At 41.1% G+C, this 17236-nt stretch carries 20 protein-coding genes; 18 read left to right on the top strand and 2 right to left on the bottom strand.

Translation table 11 applies throughout. From position 1 onward, the window contains the following. Positions 1–6: 6 nt before the first annotated feature. Together EAL2_RS02810 and EAL2_RS02815 are read right to left on the bottom strand one after the other, a co-directional pair. Positions 7–2763 carry an ATP-dependent DNA helicase gene (locus EAL2_RS02810; RefSeq protein WP_025434907.1) on the bottom strand — a complete coding sequence of 919 codons (2757 nt, stop codon included), beginning with the start codon at positions 2761–2763 and terminating at the stop codon, positions 7–9. Between the two features lie 18 nt (positions 2764–2781). Continuing rightward, positions 2782–3618, bottom strand: a complete 837-nt coding sequence (locus EAL2_RS02815) for a hypothetical protein (protein WP_025434908.1) — start codon at positions 3616–3618, stop codon at positions 2782–2784. Between the two features lie 710 nt (positions 3619–4328). Between EAL2_RS02815 and EAL2_RS02820 the strand changes: the two genes are divergently transcribed. From EAL2_RS02820 to EAL2_RS02905, 18 genes are all read left to right on the top strand, one after another. Continuing rightward, entirely contained in the window at positions 4329–4901 is a 573-nt protein-coding gene (locus EAL2_RS02820) for a hypothetical protein (protein WP_025434909.1), read from the top strand. A 64-nt stretch (positions 4902–4965) separates the two neighbouring features. Beyond that, complete coding sequence (locus EAL2_RS02825; protein WP_025434910.1) at positions 4966–5628, top strand: Rha family transcriptional regulator; 663 nt, start codon at positions 4966–4968, stop codon at positions 5626–5628. Between the two features lie 12 nt (positions 5629–5640). Continuing rightward, positions 5641–5862 (top strand): hypothetical protein, encoded by a 222-nt coding sequence (locus EAL2_RS02830; RefSeq protein ID WP_025434911.1) that lies wholly within the window; start codon positions 5641–5643, stop codon positions 5860–5862. Continuing rightward, entirely contained in the window at positions 5849–6283 is a 435-nt protein-coding gene (locus EAL2_RS02835; RefSeq protein WP_025434912.1) for a DUF7768 domain-containing protein, read from the top strand. Before EAL2_RS02830 ends, EAL2_RS02835 begins: the two co-directional genes overlap by 14 nt. After that, positions 6280–6888 carry a PDDEXK family nuclease gene (locus EAL2_RS02840; RefSeq protein WP_201770174.1) on the top strand — a complete coding sequence of 203 codons (609 nt, stop codon included), beginning with the start codon at positions 6280–6282 and terminating at the stop codon, positions 6886–6888. Before EAL2_RS02835 ends, EAL2_RS02840 begins: the two co-directional genes overlap by 4 nt. A 1-nt stretch (position 6889) precedes the next feature. Then, on the top strand, positions 6890–9238 hold the full coding sequence (locus EAL2_RS02845; protein WP_025434914.1) for a virulence-associated E family protein: 2349 nt from the start codon (positions 6890–6892) through the stop codon (positions 9236–9238). A 150-nt stretch (positions 9239–9388) separates the two neighbouring features. Beyond that, positions 9389–9670 carry a VRR-NUC domain-containing protein gene (locus EAL2_RS02850; RefSeq protein ID WP_025434915.1) on the top strand — a complete coding sequence of 94 codons (282 nt, stop codon included), beginning with the start codon at positions 9389–9391 and terminating at the stop codon, positions 9668–9670. Next, positions 9651–11003, top strand: a complete 1353-nt coding sequence (locus EAL2_RS02855) for an SNF2-related protein (protein ID WP_038601652.1) — start codon at positions 9651–9653, stop codon at positions 11001–11003. The genes EAL2_RS02850 and EAL2_RS02855 overlap by 20 nt, the downstream gene beginning before the upstream one ends. Then, on the top strand, positions 11000–11221 hold the full coding sequence (locus EAL2_RS02860; RefSeq protein ID WP_025434916.1) for a hypothetical protein: 222 nt from the start codon (positions 11000–11002) through the stop codon (positions 11219–11221). The genes EAL2_RS02855 and EAL2_RS02860 overlap by 4 nt, the downstream gene beginning before the upstream one ends. Beyond that, positions 11218–11655, top strand: a complete 438-nt coding sequence (locus tag EAL2_RS02865; RefSeq protein WP_025434917.1) for a DUF1492 domain-containing protein — start codon at positions 11218–11220, stop codon at positions 11653–11655. Before EAL2_RS02860 ends, EAL2_RS02865 begins: the two co-directional genes overlap by 4 nt. After that, positions 11642–12280, top strand: coding sequence for a DUF559 domain-containing protein (locus EAL2_RS02870; protein WP_025434918.1), 639 nt, complete (start codon positions 11642–11644; stop codon positions 12278–12280). Before EAL2_RS02865 ends, EAL2_RS02870 begins: the two co-directional genes overlap by 14 nt. A 131-nt stretch (positions 12281–12411) precedes the next feature. Further along, positions 12412–12771 carry an HNH endonuclease gene (locus EAL2_RS02875; protein WP_025434919.1) on the top strand — a complete coding sequence of 120 codons (360 nt, stop codon included), beginning with the start codon at positions 12412–12414 and terminating at the stop codon, positions 12769–12771. Positions 12772–12875: 104 nt separating this feature from the next. Next, complete coding sequence (locus EAL2_RS02880; protein WP_025434920.1) at positions 12876–13427, top strand: P27 family phage terminase small subunit; 552 nt, start codon at positions 12876–12878, stop codon at positions 13425–13427. Between the two features lie 21 nt (positions 13428–13448). Further along, positions 13449–14615 carry a methionine adenosyltransferase gene (gene metK / locus EAL2_RS02885; RefSeq protein WP_025434921.1) on the top strand — a complete coding sequence of 389 codons (1167 nt, stop codon included), beginning with the start codon at positions 13449–13451 and terminating at the stop codon, positions 14613–14615. Then, positions 14605–15837, top strand: a complete 1233-nt coding sequence (locus EAL2_RS02890) for a site-specific DNA-methyltransferase (protein WP_025434922.1) — start codon at positions 14605–14607, stop codon at positions 15835–15837. The genes metK and EAL2_RS02890 overlap by 11 nt, the downstream gene beginning before the upstream one ends. A gap of 82 nt (positions 15838–15919) precedes the next feature. Continuing rightward, entirely contained in the window at positions 15920–16603 is a 684-nt protein-coding gene (locus tag EAL2_RS02895) for a virulence protein (protein ID WP_025434923.1), read from the top strand. Beyond that, positions 16587–16829 (top strand): DUF4314 domain-containing protein, encoded by a 243-nt coding sequence (locus EAL2_RS02900; RefSeq protein WP_025434924.1) that lies wholly within the window; start codon positions 16587–16589, stop codon positions 16827–16829. Before EAL2_RS02895 ends, EAL2_RS02900 begins: the two co-directional genes overlap by 17 nt. 2 nt (positions 16830–16831) lie before the next feature. Continuing rightward, positions 16832–17143, top strand: coding sequence for a hypothetical protein (locus tag EAL2_RS02905; protein ID WP_025434925.1), 312 nt, complete (start codon positions 16832–16834; stop codon positions 17141–17143). The last annotated feature ends 93 nt before the right edge of the window (positions 17144–17236 follow it).

Here is a 17236-nt window from a genome sequence, read left to right on the forward strand (position 1 = left end):
GATTTATCAATTCAAATATTTTTTCAAAAGTTCAACATCTTTGCTTATATCTCGTGGCTTGATTCGGTTTATTACCTTTTCTTCAACTTCGGGAGTCCAGTAAATCTTTAATTTTTCTCTTGCTCTCGTGATAGCAGTGTAGAAAATATTATGAGTTACTAACTCTTCTACCTCATCAGTGATTACTATTTTAACAGAGTCATATTCCAAGCCTTGTGCTTTATGGATTGATACGGCATAAGCAACCTGGAATGGGACTGCTGTGCTGGAATCCTCGCCATCTTCATCAGCACTTTTTAATTTATGAACATAAAATCTAATTAAAGACTTTTCTTCTTCCTCGAAACATTCAAGAAGTTCGAGATTCAAACCTGAAACATCGCGCTCATCTACAGTTTTTTGTATTTCAACATCAAATTGAATACGTTCTTCCATAGCGCCTGCATCTATAATTTCTACTCCTTGGATTATGCCTTTCATGTTGTTGTATATGATGGGACGAAATCTATCTGAGTCAAGGAAGAGAATAGGATCTCCGACTTTGTAATGTTGAATATCCCAAGTGACAGCAGTGTTAGTGTTGCTTTCTTGTAGGAATCTGTTGATGTTGTTAATTCCATACAAGCCATCATAATTTAGGCAGAGGATAGCCTCGCCTGGTTCAAGAGAAGATAGTAGTGTTTCATCTACTTTTAATGAATAGCTTTCTCTCTCGATAACTTCTTTTGCAGTGTCATCCATATGTCTGACTTTGTCCCATAGTTCAAGCAATCGCTCGTCCTTAGTTCGATGAGGCTGAGTAAGCTCAAAAACAGAGCTTTCTGGCAAGAATGATTTTAATACAGAGAACCAGTTTCCAAATTGAATAGCATCAATCTGATAGGTATCTCCGACTAGTAAAAGCATTTCAAAATTTGCTTTTTGCAATACCTCAACCATATCTTTATTACTAACAGTACTACATTCATCGATAACTAATAATTTATATTTTGTGAAAGGAGAACCTTGGTGCTTAAAGCTTTCAATTGTTGAAAAAGTTGTATTTTCAGCATCAATCTTTCTCATCAAGTTCTCTTTCGCAGGATTTGTCTGTGTTAGGTACAATTTTTCTGCATCGTTTAAATAGTGGGAAACATGGTTTATCAGCGTTGATTTACCTACACCTGCAGAACCATATATTACACCAACCCTTGATTCTGAGAAGATATGGCTAATGATAGCCTTCTTCTCATCACAGTCAATTTCGTAATCATCAAGGAGTAACCAGATGTCAACATCATCGGAGTAATTTTCAATGCCTGATTCAGCCAACTTCTGTAATTCCTCAATTATCTTACAAGTGTTCAGTTTGTAATCATTTATAAACAATTGATTGTGTTCAAGGATCAAATCACTTGCTGGTCTATGCCCATCCCAAAGACTATCGTTATACTTCTTTATAAGAGTTTGGTAATCGGGGAAATTACTCAGTTCATCGATGTCGGTAAATAGCCGACCTTTTCCTTCCGTGTTGTTTCGTATAAATCTGGCGAATAATTCAGGGCGTCTATCCTTACAAGGAATACAATCAAATATGGCTCCTAATTTTGGATTATGTCCAATAGGAGATCTGTTAAATGGTAAAGAATCAAACTGCTTGCAACCATTTGCTAAATACAAGCCAGAAAGATAACTATTCCCAGCATTTATCCACTCTTCATAATATTTACTATAATAGCCAGATGAATATTGACTTTTAATAATGACATTGTTCATATTATAAAGAAGATATCGTAGCACATTTTGTCCATTACGACCGTTTTGTATTATATTTCTGCAGTCATCTAAAATTGGAATAAAAATTGAAGATTTAAGGTTATTTTTCCATTCGATAGTAATCATATCATATGCCTTATCAGGAAAGTCCATTAAATCAGTCAGTGTGAATTTCTTTTTAGTAAGAAATTCACAGATTAATCGTTGCTCGGGGTAAGGAACTCTTCTTTTTTCGCCTTTTATTAGTGAAATGAAATTTTGAAATTCACAGTCACGGATGGAAACTTCCCAGCCATCAATAATGATGATAGGCATTGTTTTTCCTAATATTTCGATTGTCTCATGTATGAGATGAAACTTTGATGCATAATTACTTTTGATTGGAAGTTTGGTGAAAGCAATTACTCTATTAGATTTGGATTTATTTTTTCTATCATCTATAGGGGTAAATGTGATTTCATAATATATTTTTCTGTTTACAAACAGCGGTTTTATTTTTTGAATATAGTATTTATCCTTGCTATCAGTATGTAATACCGCAGGATGACGTTCTATTTTTTCAGAAATCTTTTTATAGTATTCCTGTAAGGTATCATCCAAATGTAGAGGAAATTTTTCTATGTTATGTAATACCTCAATATCGTAGTAGTGGTTAAGAAGATTCTTTGCCTCTAGCAAGTATTGGTAATACTTCAGCATCAATCGTTCTGAGCCGTCTTCATCTAAAGTATATTGGGTGGTTACAATTTGTAAATAATTGCGGAATTTATATAAAGTAAGTAGTTCGCTGTTTGTTTGAGAAAACTCGACTGCTTTAGCTATATTTTCTTCGCTAATGGCGATATCTCTGCCGTTAGCATAAAACTTGAGCATGATATGATTTACGAGCTTCATTAACTGCTCTAAAATATCTTGAGATATAGCACCACGAGATGAGTCATCAATATTATCCAAATGCCTACATATTACATTGTCTATTTTTCGGATAGAATCATCTATCGTTGGCATCGACATCCTCCTTTCTGTTTAATAAAATTCTCCATCGTCCCAATCATCAATGAAAGCATCATACGGAAATGCTCCAGAGAATAGATCTGGATGAAGTTTGACATATAAGTTTCTTATTCTTGTTCTTGTTTGCTTAATGAAGAATGGTTCAGCGCCATCGGTCAAAAGACAGTTGCTGAGTTGGTTTAATTCACCAAGCAAGCTGAATACATATGATTTCAAAGTGGGGTTATTGAAGGTATCAGCTTTTGTACTCCATTTTGTTTTATACAAGGCTAGTACCTTATTTGGTAACGACATATCAATTAATGCAGTACTATAGTTTTCGCCTATCATTGTAAACATTATTTCATCATAATCTGATGTGAATTCTTGAAGCAGCCCATTGTCTTCAGAAGAATATGGACTTTCGTCAGAATGCTGTTCGTCAGGTAGTTCAATAGAACCCGTGCCAGTGTCCTTTTTGGATGCTGGCTTTTTTCTTTTGGTTTGTGCAGCAGTCCTTATTATATTTGCAAAGAGTTCAGCTATTTCATCTCCAACATTATTGACATTGATGTTTGGCAAGAACTCAGTAAATTGCTCGCATAAAGCTCTTTGAGCGGATTCTTCAGTATTAAAAATAAATGAAGAAAACTCAACAGGATCTACGTATTGAACCATTGCCTTAGATATATCCCTAATGCTTGTTTTACCACCAGCATAAGCTTTGTAACTTTCTTTACTGTAACCATCAAGTATTTCTTTTCCATTTTCAGTAAGTATCGCATCAAAGAGGGTTCTTACATAAATATGAACGCCACCTTTTCCTCCAAGTATAGGTCTAGTTATGGTTACGAATTCTACAAAATTCATCTATTCCACCACCTTTTATTGAAGCCTACCCAAGCCTACCCGTGCCTACCTATGGCTACCAAGCCGATATCCTATAATTCAAAGTGTAAAAACAATCAAAAGAACGCTAGTGATAGTAGATAGGTATTAGGGAATTGTTCTTCCGAATATTATATCAGCTAATTATGAAAAAATCTACACATTCACAATTTATTAGTATGCGTTCGTAGAGATGAACAACAAGATTGATTGATGTTGCTTCTCTTTTGACATTTAGCTGATTTCATCAAAGACAAGATTTCAGGTTGGTTGGAAAGCGAGGTGAAATTCATGGTCAAGAATACAAAGCAAACATAAAGACCAATTGCTAAGGAAAAACTGCAAAATCTGTAGCAGGAAGTGCGTTAGCACAAACAAAGACAAGTGGAAAATAATTTACCAAAATGATAGGCAGCGACAGATTTATTTAATCAGCCTGCTTATCCCCTTTTGAGGGACAAACCCAACTGGGCCCAATAAGCCCAACAATAATATCTCAATGTCCTAGTGCGCATACGGACGGCGGGATGCATAAGAGTTCAGAATACAGTGATAAAGACTGTATTTGGAATGAAGATGCACCCACCGTGATTTCGTGTGCCTATTTTTAGGACAAGCGGAGTCTGTGGTCATCTTCTCCACAGGCTCTTTTTGTATTCCGCCGTCAATGCCAGGACGGAAAGGAGTACAAAATGAAAATTAAAGTACTGTATGAAGAAAACATCAAAAATGGTCACAAGAACTACACCACAATTGAAATTCCAGATGGAGATTACAGCGTAATGCTGGACATCGATTATGAGCAGCGTCTTGCGGAGGCTAAGCCTGAGAAGAAAGAAGAAGTCAAGCGTTGTCAAACTGTACAAGAGCTGTTTGACCTGTTGAACTCCAAAGAATACAACGGTTGGCGGAGGGAAACCAGGCGGATTGACCCTAATCCCAAGATGAAAAAATCAAATGGCAAGAGGGGATATGTTCAGGGTGAACCAGATGATGAGTCTTTTAACATCATGGACTATCTCTGTACAACCTCCGATGATGAAACACGCAGTAGAGATTATGAATGTGATGCCATTTGCGATTGGATCCGCAAAACTCTTGCCAAGAAACCAGAATGGGCAGAGGCCTTTATCGCAGTCCGTATCAACGGAATCCCAATACGTGAATATGCCAATTCAATCGGCGCTGATGAGAATAACATCACCCAGAAATTAAAGAGAGCAACAAAAAAATTACAAGAAGAATATCAGAATCGTCAGATTTGACCCTTTCCCAAGGCTACCACTTAGAAGGGTCAAGACCTTCAAAAAATTTAAGGAGGTAATTCTGATGAGAGAATTAATACCTAAGGACCAATATGGTGTGTTTGCCGACACCAATGATACGGCAAGAGTGGATAGTTTGTTTGTGGCGGAGTTCTTTGAAAAACGTCATGACCATGTTATCCGAGACATTAGAAAAATCACTGACCCCAAATCTGGGTTGAGTGAAAATTTCATTAATACTAACTTTAAATCTGATTCTTACAAGGACAGTACTGGCAGAAAGCTACCTTGTTATTTTATGACTCGGGATGGGTTCACCATGCTGGTGATGGGATACTCAGGGCAAAAAGCAATGAAATTCAAAGAGCTTTACATTCGTAGGTTCAATGAGATGGAGTGCTTCATTAAAACCCTTGTTTCTGCAAGACAAGAGTTTCCACTATTAACCGCAAACATTAAGCTGCTGCATGAAAATCCTAAGCCATATCACTTCAGCAATGAATGCGATATGTTAAATCGCATAGTAGTTGGAATGACTGCAAAGCAGTTCAGATTAGCAAACGGCATTGAAAAAGGAAAAAGCATCAGGCCTTATTTGTCTGAGGAGCAGATTACTATGTTAGACACATTACAAAAAGTGGATGTTGGTTTGTTGGTGGCTGTTCCAGATTATCAGCAGCGCAAGCGTCATCTGGAGTGGTACAAAACCAAATTAGAAAAAAATTAGGGGGTTACAACAATGTTTTATGTGAAAGAAAGATTGAATGATTCCATGGAGATATCCATTGAAATAACAGATGAGAATGTATTTACCCACTGCCCAATGTGTGGATCAGAGGTGTCAGTAGATATCGGTGAAATTTTAAGTGATGGTGAGAGTGACCTTTATGGTACAGCAGTTTTCTGTGATGAATGCAGTAAAAAGGTCAAGAGTGGAGGACGGTACTATGAGCATAAATAGATTCAATCCTGAAGGATACTATGACCCTACTCCATATGAAGCACTAAGTAACGTCACTCGAGAGGAAAAGGCAGCGTCAAAACCTGCCTTCAAGCCTCTTGTCTATATTTGTTCTCCTTTTAGTGGGGACATCGAAGGAAATGTTAAACGAGCGCAGGACTTCTGCCGGTTTGCACTAGAGAAAGGGAACATTCCACTGGCTCCGCATCTTATGTTTCCACAGTTTATGGATGATAACAATGAAAAAGAACGCGACCTGGCAATTTTCATGGACATCATCCTCATGGGCAAATGCCAGGAAGTGTGGGTACTCGGTGATGTTATTTCAAAAGGTATGAGCATTGAAATTGAAAAGGCTAAGAAGCGTAGACAACCGATCAGATACTTCAACAAAGATTTTGAGGAGGTGGACTCTTTATGAAAAAAATTAAAGCGATAGAGACCGAATATAAAGGTTACCTCTTCAGGTCTAGGCTTGAGGCTCGTTGGGCAGTGTTCTTCGATTTCTGTGGTGTTGATTACGAGTATGAACCCGAAGGCTATGATCTTGGAAATGGCCAAGCTTATCTTCCTGATTTCATTCTTCATGGGGTAGATGGTAGAGCTGGGGGAGATATTTATGTTGAGGTTAAGGGTCAGATGACTGACGCTGATGCTGAGAAAATCAACCGTTTTTACGAGCTGGGAAAAGATGACCCTGATACTTACGGGAAGTCCCAGACAGCCATCCTTGTGGTTGGGAATATTCCAAGTGGTGCAGATATTGATGACATATTATGGTCCATAGAAAATGAAGCTTACAATGACAACGGCAATTGGCCCAATAAGTACAACTTCGAAACTATCGATGGAGATTACTTTGCGGCATATCCTGGGATAAACCATAAAGGAAAATTTGAACTCTTCGGTGATGACAGCAACTATCTTTGTGATATGGATTATAGAGCAACAGAAAAAGCCTATCGTGCTGCAAGACAAGCCAGATTTGAACATGGAGAAAGACCTCGTACGAAGGGAGGTTATTAAATTGAGAAAACTAGCCATTGCCTATGGGAACAGCCGCCACGCGAAGAAGTGGGTCAACAAACAAATCACATTTGATGAGCTAAAAGATAGATTGAAGACTCCAATCCGGACGACAGAATCAGCTGAAGAGTATGCCAAATTCAGCAAGGCTCAAAAGGATGATGCAAAAGATCATGGTGGTTTTGTTGCAGGGGTATTAAAAGGCGGTCGCAGAAAAATCGATACCGTGGAGCTCCGCTCAATGATTGCCTTAGATGGTGACAGAATCAATAAAGAATTTCTGGAAAATTATGAATCGAATGCCCAGTATACCTCTGTTCTTTATTCCACCCATAGCAGTACTGAAGAAAATCCGAGAGTGCGCATTATCTATCCTCTAGCAAGAGATGTGACGCCAGAAGAGTTTGTAGCAGTATCAAGATACCTTGCTCAGATGCTAGGCATCGATTATTTCGATGAATGCTCCTATCTGCCAAATCAACTAATGTACTGGCCAAGTACTCCATCCAATGGAACCTTCATCTATAAGGAAGTGGTTAAGGACTGGCTTAATCCAGATGATATTTTAACAGCTCATCCGGAATGGACTGATCCTACAAGACTTCCAACTTCATCTAGGGAGAGCAAGGCAAATACAGTTTCGCATGAGAAGGTACAGGACCCTCTTGAAAAGGAGGGTGTTGTAGGGCTTTTCAATAGAGTCTACTTTCCTGTAACAAAAGCAATCCATGCGTTTTTGTCAGATGTGTACGAGCCAACAGATAATGAAGACCGCTACCATTTTATAGAATCAAGCAGTATGGCAGGTGTTGAAATTAAGGAAGGTGGAAAGTTTGTATACAGCCATCATGCCAAGGACCCGGCCTACCTTAAATTATGTAACGCCTTTGACATCGTCCGTATCCATAAGTTTGGAGATGACGATGTTAAGAAGTCCTTTAAGAGTATGTGTGATTTCGTAATGAAGATCGATGAGGTGAAAGTCTTTGCTACCAATGAAAAACTCGTAGAAGCTGAAGTGGACTTTACAGATCTTGGTGACAACTGGAAAGAAAAACTGAAGTATCAGCCTCGAAGTCAAGTGCTCGAAAACAGCGTATACAACTTAAATCTCATCCTTAATCATGATCCTGATTTTAAGAACTTTGCATTTAACGAGTTATCAAACCGTATCCAGGTCACAGGACCACTGCCCTGGGAAAGACCTGAAGGTAACGTGTTTTGGAGAGATGCCGACACAGCCCAGCTTAAGTCCATTATGGATATTCGCTACCTTCCGTTCTCAAGCAGAAACCACGATGTTGCCTTTACCAAGGTTGCTGATGATAGGAGATTTCATCCCATAAGGGATTACCTTGATTCTCTACCTGAATGGGACGGAGTAAAGCGTGTGGAGGATGTTTTCATCAAATATCTTCAGGCTGATGACACTGAGTATATACGCACAGTGACTAGAAAGACCTTTGCAGCGGCGGTTGCCCGGATATATGTTCCAGGAATTAAGTTTGACTGCGTTCCTGTGCTTGATGGCGATCAGGGTATTGGCAAAAGCACAATTTTGAAAGACCTGGTAACAGCAGACTTCTATTCTGAAACTCTATCCCTTACCGATATGGACGACAAATCAGGTGCTGAAAAACTGCAGGGTTTCTGGGTGGTTGAAATCGGCGAGCTTGCTGGAATGAAGAAAGCCGACATTGAAAAAGTGAAAGCATTCCTCTCTACCTCTGATGATAAGTATCGACCGTCTTATGGCAGAGTTGTTGAAAGCCATCCTAGACAGTGCATTGTTATTGCAACGGTAAATGGAGAGCGTGGATATTTACGTGACATCACAGGAAACCGCCGCTTTTGGATCATCAAGGTACATCAGAAAAAGCAGAAGAAGACTTGGAATTTCACTGAAGAATACAGGCAGCAGTTTTGGGCTGAAGCAAAACAAATATGGAACTCTGGTGAAAAACTGTATCTCGAGGGTGATGTGTTAGAAGAAGCCGAAAAAGCCCAGAAGGGTGCTATGGAGGCTGACGAGCGAGTTGGTATGGTGGAGGAGTACCTGAATACCCTACTTCCAGATGACTGGGATAGTATGGACTTATTTGCCCGTAGAAATTACCTAAGCGGTAGCGAATTTGGTGGGGCCAAGCATACAGGAACTGTTACACGAACCTCTGTAAGCAATGCAGAAATTTGGTGTGAGTGCTTCAATCGTAATCTCCCAGAATTAAAGACCACTGACAGTTATCAGATCGCAGCACTTATGGCTCAGATTCCCGGTTGGGAACGAACCAGCAGTATTAAGCGTTTGCCGATTTATGGCAGGCAGCGACTTTATCAATATGGCGAATAGGCGACACAACACAACACAAGATTTTCCCTTATATTAGAAATGCATTTTCTTATAAGTAGATAATAGATACCTGTGCACGTATACGCGCGTTAGTAAATATAGGGGAACGCTTGTGATTTTGTGTACTTGTGTCAGATGGGAGGAAAACAAGTGACTGAAAAATATATTGAGCAAAAACTGGTAAAAGCAGTGAAAAAGAGGGGTGGTATGGCACTAAAATTTGTTAGTCCGGGGTTAGATGGTGTGCCAGACCGCATTGTACTTTTACCTATGGGAAGAATCGCCTTTGTTGAATTAAAGGCTCCAGGCAAAAAGATGCGTCCAGTGCAAGTAAGGCGAAAAACACAACTGGAAGCGTTAGGTTTTTTGGTCTACTGCATTGATGGTGTAGAACAGATTGGAGGGGTGCTTGATGAAATACAATCCTCATGAGTATCAGCGTTATGCAACGGATTTTATCTTGTCTCATCCAGTATCTGCAGTTCTACTTGAAATGGGTCTTGGTAAGAGTGTAATAAGCTTATCGGCTATATTTGATTTATGCCTTGATCGGTTTGAAATCAGAAAAGTATTGATTATAGCCCCTTTAAGAGTGGCAAGGGATACTTGGCCTTCTGAAATTAAAAAATGGGATCATCTAAAAGGCTTATTCTATTCTGTAGCTGTTGGAACTGAAAATGAGAGAAAAGATGCACTTATGAAAAGAGCCACACTTTATATCATCAATCGTGAAAATATAGATTGGCTTGTAAACAAAAGTGGCATCCCCTTTGACTTTGATATGGTGGTTATTGATGAGTTATCATCTTTCAAATCATACAGCGCTAAGCGCTTTAAAAGCCTTTTAAAAGTAAGGCCAGCAGTGAAAAGAATTGTAGGTCTGACTGGTACACCTTCAAGTAATGGGCTTATGGACCTCTGGGCCGAGTTTCGTATTCTGGATTTGGGACAGAGGCTTGGTAGGTACATAACCCACTACCGTAATACCTACTTCACACCGGATAAACGCAATGGTCAGATCATCTTTTCATATAAACTCCTGCCAGGAGCTGAAGAAAAGATCTATAGTCAGATATCCGATATCACCATTTCTATGAAGTCCGTCGATTATCTAAAAATGCCAGAATGCGTAATAAACACAGTGCCTGTGTATTTAAATGAAAAAGAGCGGGCCATTTATTCTGGATTTAGAGATGATATGGTAGCAAGTTTAGGAGCAGAAGAAATCGATGCAGTAAATGCTGCAGTACTTTCAGGAAAACTCCTTCAGATGGCAAACGGTGCTGTCTATGACGAGAAGAACAATGCACATTTTATTCACGATAGAAAACTTGATGCCCTTGAAGATTTAATTGAAGGGGCCAACGGAAAACCGGTCCTTGTAGCCTATTGGTACAAACATGATCTGAAACGTATTCAGAAGAGATTTCCAGTAAGGCAGCTAAAGTCATCAAAGGATTTTGAAGAGTGGAATGAAGGTGAAATTCCTGTAGCGGTGATCCACCCTGCAAGTGCTGGACATGGACTTAACCTTCAAAGTGGTGGTTCCACACTTATTTGGTTTGGACTCACCTGGTCATTGGAACTCTATCAGCAAACCAATGCTCGCCTCTACAGACAAGGGCAAAAGGATACGGTTGTCATTCACCACATCATTACCAAGGACACCATAGATGAAGATGTGATGACAGCACTTACAAAAAAAGAAAAAACACAAGCATCTTTAATCGATGCTGTAAAAGCTAAATTGGAGGTGAAGCGATGAGCGATCCTTATGAAGATTTAGCCAATGCCATAGTTTTACTAGCCGTCAAAGACTATAGGGATGCATTAAAGAAGCTGATGAAGCATCCTCGCCATGAATCTGCAAAACGCACAAAAGCTGAAGTAGAGAGGTTTTTACGCTCTGATTGGTATAGAGAACTTACAGCGGTAGAACCGGAGATACTTCTCCGAAAACTGAAAGAGGAGGTCAAACAATGAATGCTAAAGAATATCTTAGTAAAGCCTATCGATTGGATCAAAGAATAAACAGTAAGCTTGAGCAAGTGGCATCCCTGGAGAATATGGCTATGAACTGCACTTCGGCCATAAATGGAATGCCTAACAACCCTAGCAAATCATTATCTCATATGGCAGATGCTGTATGTAAGATTATAGATATTAAAAACAATTTGAATGATGATCTTGCCAAACTTCTAAAGTGCAAGATTAATATTATTGAGATCATCCAAGGTGTGAACAACATTGAATATAGGCTGATTCTTGAGAAACGGTACCTGTCATATCAGCCTTGGGAAGATATCGCTTATGATCTTGATTATTCTGTAAGCTGGGTGCTGAAGCTTCACCGTAAAGCGCTTAGAGCTGCAGATGCTGTATTAGCTGGGAGGGAGAATAAAAATGGGTTGGCATGAAGCAATAGAAGACGGAATAACCATTGGTAAGGATAGTAGAGATTCCAATTGTTATTACCCACCTTGCCATATCTGCGCTACACCTGTTTATAGTTGGACATATAGCCGTGGTGTCAAGTACACCTGCAAGGACTGCAGGGCTGAAGTGGTTCGGCAGGCGCGAGAAGAAGGGGAAGTGATCAGTACGGATAAGAAACAGATGAAGCTTGAAAATTCCATAAAAAGGATCTCAAAAATCACAGACATTGAACACTACAAGGATGCCATCCGTCTTGTAGAAGAGAGCCTGAACAAGACTGGGTGGTATCAGAGTACTGAAGAAATAATGGTGGCACTTGAACTTATCCGATGTAACGTTAAAGCGTTCCACCAGGTTAAAATCTTCGACTACTCCGTTGACTTCATTTTGCCTGAGAGGAAAGTTGCCCTTGAGATTGATGGTAAGATTTATCATGGGAAAGACAGACAAAAATATGAGAGCATCCGAGATGAGGTCATTACCAATAAACTTGGTGAAGGTTGGGAGATGATCAGAATTACAACAGATAACATCAATAAGAATGTGACCAAGCTAATCCCTGGTATCAACGCGGTGCTTAAAAGCAGAAAACTTCAAAGAGGATAGTAAAGTCCACATGAGTCCACTTGAGTGCAGTTGATTTTTTTAGTACGCTATAATTGAGAGATAATAATGTAAACAAGCCTTCATGGGAACAACCCACGAGGGCTTTTCTTATGCCCAAAGGAGGTGAACTCATGCCATACAAACCTAAGCGTCCTTGTGCTTACCCAGGCTGCGGTCGGCTTGCAGAAAACGAGCAATACTGTGCCGAGCATAAGAAGGTGGTAACAAAACGATACAATCAGTACCAACGAGATCCTGCATCCAACAAACGCTACGGCAGGTCATGGAAACGCATCAGGGACCGCTACATCAAAGCCCATCCTCTTTGTGAGGCGTGTGATAAGAACGGACGAATTGTAGCCGCCGAAGAAGTCCACCACATTCTCCCTCTCTCCAAAGGCGGTGGCAATGAAACCAGTAACCTGATGGCCCTATGTAAGTCATGTCACTCAAAGATCACTGCTGAGAGTGGTGACCGCTGGGGGAGGTAAAATCCCTACAACTTTTCAATTCGGACAGCGGGCTGGGGCTTCGTGTTAAAAAACGCAGATTCAAACGGGGGTATAGCCCCCTCTTTGTAAAGGAGGTGTGATCATTGGCAAAAGACGGTACGAACAGAGGTGGCGCTCGTGTTGGTGCAGGGGCAAAAAAGAAACCTCTGGCTGACAAAATAGCTGAAGGCAATCTTGGTGGCAGGAAACTGACTGTGATGGAGTTTTCCGATACGGCAGACCTTGAGGGACAAGAAATGCCTGAACCAAACAAGATGCTTGAAGCCATTCAAAAAGATGGTAAGGCTCTGGTGGCAGGTGAAATATATAAAGCCACATGGCAGTGGCTGGATAAGCGTGGCTGTGCTGCTCTGGTTTCTCCACAGCTCCTTGAAAGGTACGCTATGAGTGTTGCCAGGTGGATTCAGTGTGAAGAAGCAATTACTGAATATGGTTTTCTTGCTAAACACCCCACCACAGGAAATGCCATTCAAAGTCCTTATGTATCCATGGGCCAGAACTACATGAACCAGACCAATCGTCTGTGGTTTGAGATATTCCAGATCGTAAAAGAAAACTGTACTGGCGATTACAAAGGAGCAAATCCTCAGGATGATGTAATGGAGAGACTTCTTTCTGCTCGTAGGGGCAAATAAAAATAGATGGGAGATAATGATATGAGTAAAAACTACAGAACCGCAGAAAGCGTCTGCAAGGGACATCCTGATAAGCTTTCTGATTTAATCGCTGATAGCATATTGGATGCTTGTCTTCGCAGAGACAAAGCTTCACGTGTGGCCTGTGAGGTCATGGCTACTAAAGGAAAAATCATCGTGGCGGGCGAGATCACCTGCAGCGAAAAAATTAACATCCGCCTTATCGTAAAAAATGTACTTCGTGAGGTGGGATATAGTCCTTGGAAATTTACAGTGTTTGTGTTTGTACATCATCAAAGTGTAGATATTGCTGCTGGCGTAGATACAGCACTTGAAGCAAGAAATGGAATTATTGATCCTTACGGTTCCATCGGTGCTGGTGATCAAGGCACTGTTTATGGATATGCTACCAACGAAACCCGTGAACTGCTACCGCTACCTTTACTTCTCTCTCATAGAATCGTCAAGCGTATTGATGAATGTCGCAAAGGAAAAATCATCAAGGGTATCCTCCCCGATGGCAAAGCACAGGTTACTGTTGAGTATGATGGAGATAAACCTGTCCGCGTTAAAACTGTGGTAGTTTCTGTGCAGCACCACGAAGATAAAACCCAAAAGCAGCTAGAATCAGATATCTTAAACAACGTACTCTGGCAGTGCTTCGAGGATTTCCCACTGGATGATGATACGGAAATTCTCATCAATCCCTCAGGCAGGTTTGTTGAAGGTGGTCCTGCTGCTGATACGGGACTTACTGGAAGAAAGATCATGGTGGACACCTATGGTGGTCTGGCTTCCCATGGTGGTGGCGCACTCTGCGGAAAGGACCCGACTAAGGTTGATAGAAGCGGTGCCTATATGGCCAGGTACATTGCTAAGAATATTGTTTGGAGCGGGCTTGCTGATAAATGCGAGGTCGCTATTTCTTATGCCATCGGAAAAGCAAATCCAGTTTCAGTAAATGTGACAGCCTTTGGCACGGGGAAAATTAGTGACGAAGATTTAAGTGATCTGGTAAAAGAGATTTTTAACTTGAAACCAGCTGCTATCATTGAAAAGCTGCGCCTTCGAAATGCAATCTACTCTGATACAGCAACCTACGGTCATTTTAACTCATCACTCTTCCCGTGGGAGAACGTGGATTTCAATCTAAACTTAAGAAAGGTGGCGGAAAGATATGAAGATTGAAAAACTGAAAACTAAGCTCTTACTTCCCGCTAACTATAATCCGCGTAAGGATTTAAAACCCGGGGATGCAGAATACGATAAACTTAAATGCTCCATTGAGCAGTTTGGATATGTAGAACCAGTTATTTGGAACAAGACCACTGGTAGAGTTGTAGGTGGCCACCAGAGATTGAAAGTGCTCCTGGATTTAGGAATGACTGAAGTTGAGTGTGTGGTCATCGAGATGGATGAAGATAAAGAAAAAGCGCTCAACATTGCCCTAAATAAAATCAGTGGCGACTGGGATAAGGATAAGCTAGCTCTTCTTATTGCTGATCTGCAGGGTGCTGACTTTGATGTCTCTCTTACTGGTTTTGATTCTTCTGAACTGGATGACCTGTTTAAGGATTCCCTGAAAGAAGGTATTCACGATGATGAGTTTGATGTGGATGCAGAGCTGGAAAAACCCGCCATGACAAAACTTGGTGACGTCTGGAAGCTGGGCCCCCATAGACTTGTCTGCGGGGATTCAACTAAGGCAGAAACCTTCACGCTTCTTATGGATGGAAAGCTGGCAAACCTTGTGGTGACAGATCCCCCTTACAATGTAAACTATGAAGGGTCTGCCGGAAAAATCAAGAACGACAACATGGGTGATTCTGCTTTCTATGAATTCCTACTGGCAGCCTTTACCAATACAGAAGCTGTCATGACCCAGGACTCCTCTATCTATGTTTTCCACGCAGATACGGAAGGGCTTAACTTCAGAAAGGCATTTGCTGAAGCTGGCTTCTACCTCTCCGGCACCTGTATCTGGAAAAAGCAATCCCTGGTCCTTGGTAGGTCTCCTTACCAGTGGCAGCATGAACCGGTGCTCTTTGGCTGGAAGAAGAAAGGCAAGCACAACTGGTACGCTGATCGAAAGCAAACCACCATCTGGGAATTTGAAAAACCTAAGAAGAATGGTTCCCATCCAACAATGAAGCCGGTGGCTCTTGTGGCCCATCCGATTCTCAATTCAAGTCTTAGCAATTGTATCGTCCTTGATCCCTTTGGCGGTTCTGGTAGTACGCTTATTGCCTGTGACCAGACTCAGCGAATTTGTCACACCATTGAACTTGATGAGAAGTTTTGTGATGTTATAGTTGAACGCTACATTTCCGGAGCACAGACTTCAGATGATGTTTATCTCCTGCGTGATGGCAAAGAATACCGCTACAGCGACCTCCCTGAAAACAAATAACACAACTATCGAAAGATAGACTTGCTATTAACATCACTTAGAGTGATATATGTAGTAAGCAAAAAACAAGGAGGTCAATACCATGAAAATCAATTACAACGTAACTGGTAACGAACGTAAAAAGCTGGTGAAGCTCATCAGTGAAATCACAGAGGTTCCTTCAAAATACCTGGGAGTTCCATCCTGTGCTTACCAGGTCGGACCCTACCACATCGGAAAAGGCGGTGAACTTACCTTTGACACCGAAGTAGCTCAGGAAGATATCAAGACGCTGATGAAAAAGCTTCAAGATGCAGGGTTTGAAGCTGAGGCGGATGAACCCGCTCCTGCTGAAGCGGGACCTGAGGAAACTGGACTCATCATCCAGATTCCAAAAGACTCCCTCTCTGATGAAGCTTTGGAAAAGCTAGCCAAACTTCTAGATGCAAAAGGCAAGCTTATTAAGAAAGCGCTTGATGTGGATGCCCTTCCCATTAAAGCCGACGAGGAACGTATTAGCTTCCCTTGGTTTTCAAAACTGCCAAACCCAGACGAGATAAAAGCCTACTCCCAGTTCATTACAAAGCTGTGTGAGATGGCGAAAACCCAAAAGAGAATCACCGTAAAAGAGAAAGACGTCGATAATGAAAAATACGCATTTCGATGCTTCCTTCTCCGCCTCGGATTTATTGGAGAGGAATTCAAAACCCACAGAAAGATTCTCCTTCAAAACCTATCCGGCAGCAGTGCCTTCAAAGGAGGTGCTCCAAGTGAAACCGATCAGTAAAGAAAGACTGGCCCACCTACGCAAGCAGTACCCCGCTGGCGCCAGGGTCCAGCTCCTTTGGATGGATGATGTGCAAGCACCGCCAACGGGCACAAAAGGCACCGTGTGGGGCGTGGATGACACAGGCTCCATCATGATTCAGTGGGACAACGGCAGCAGCTTGAATGTGGTTTACGGCATTGATTCCTGCAAGGTCATCGATGAAAAATCCAGGAAGGAGTCATAGCAATGAAGGCATTATTTGGTCGAAAGTTCTACAACCTTAAGGAACTAAAAGAAGCAACTGAAGAAGCAAAGGAAGATGGCGTCATTGGTTCTGATTACACTGTGATTCGAGAAGTTGAACTCAGTGATTCAGAGTTTAAGAAGTTCACCAGTGATTTTCTAGAGGACCAGCCCTGGATCAAGAAGTCAGATGGCGGCACCAACGAAAAAGGTGAGCTTCGATGCATTAGGGTCATCAACAAAGACACCGGTGAAAAGATACTCACCAATCCTGAAGGCTACGACTATCCACGCTACTGTGCGATTGAAGATTAAACTGAAAACCTGCTCTATTACTACAGAAATGACTTGCTATTATTCTCGTTTAGAGTGATATATGTAATACCAAAACAAAACCACACTAAATGG

The organism is Peptoclostridium acidaminophilum DSM 3953, assembly GCF_000597865.1.
GTDB classification, from domain to species: domain Bacteria; phylum Bacillota; class Clostridia; order Peptostreptococcales; family Peptostreptococcaceae; genus Peptoclostridium_A; species Peptoclostridium_A acidaminophilum.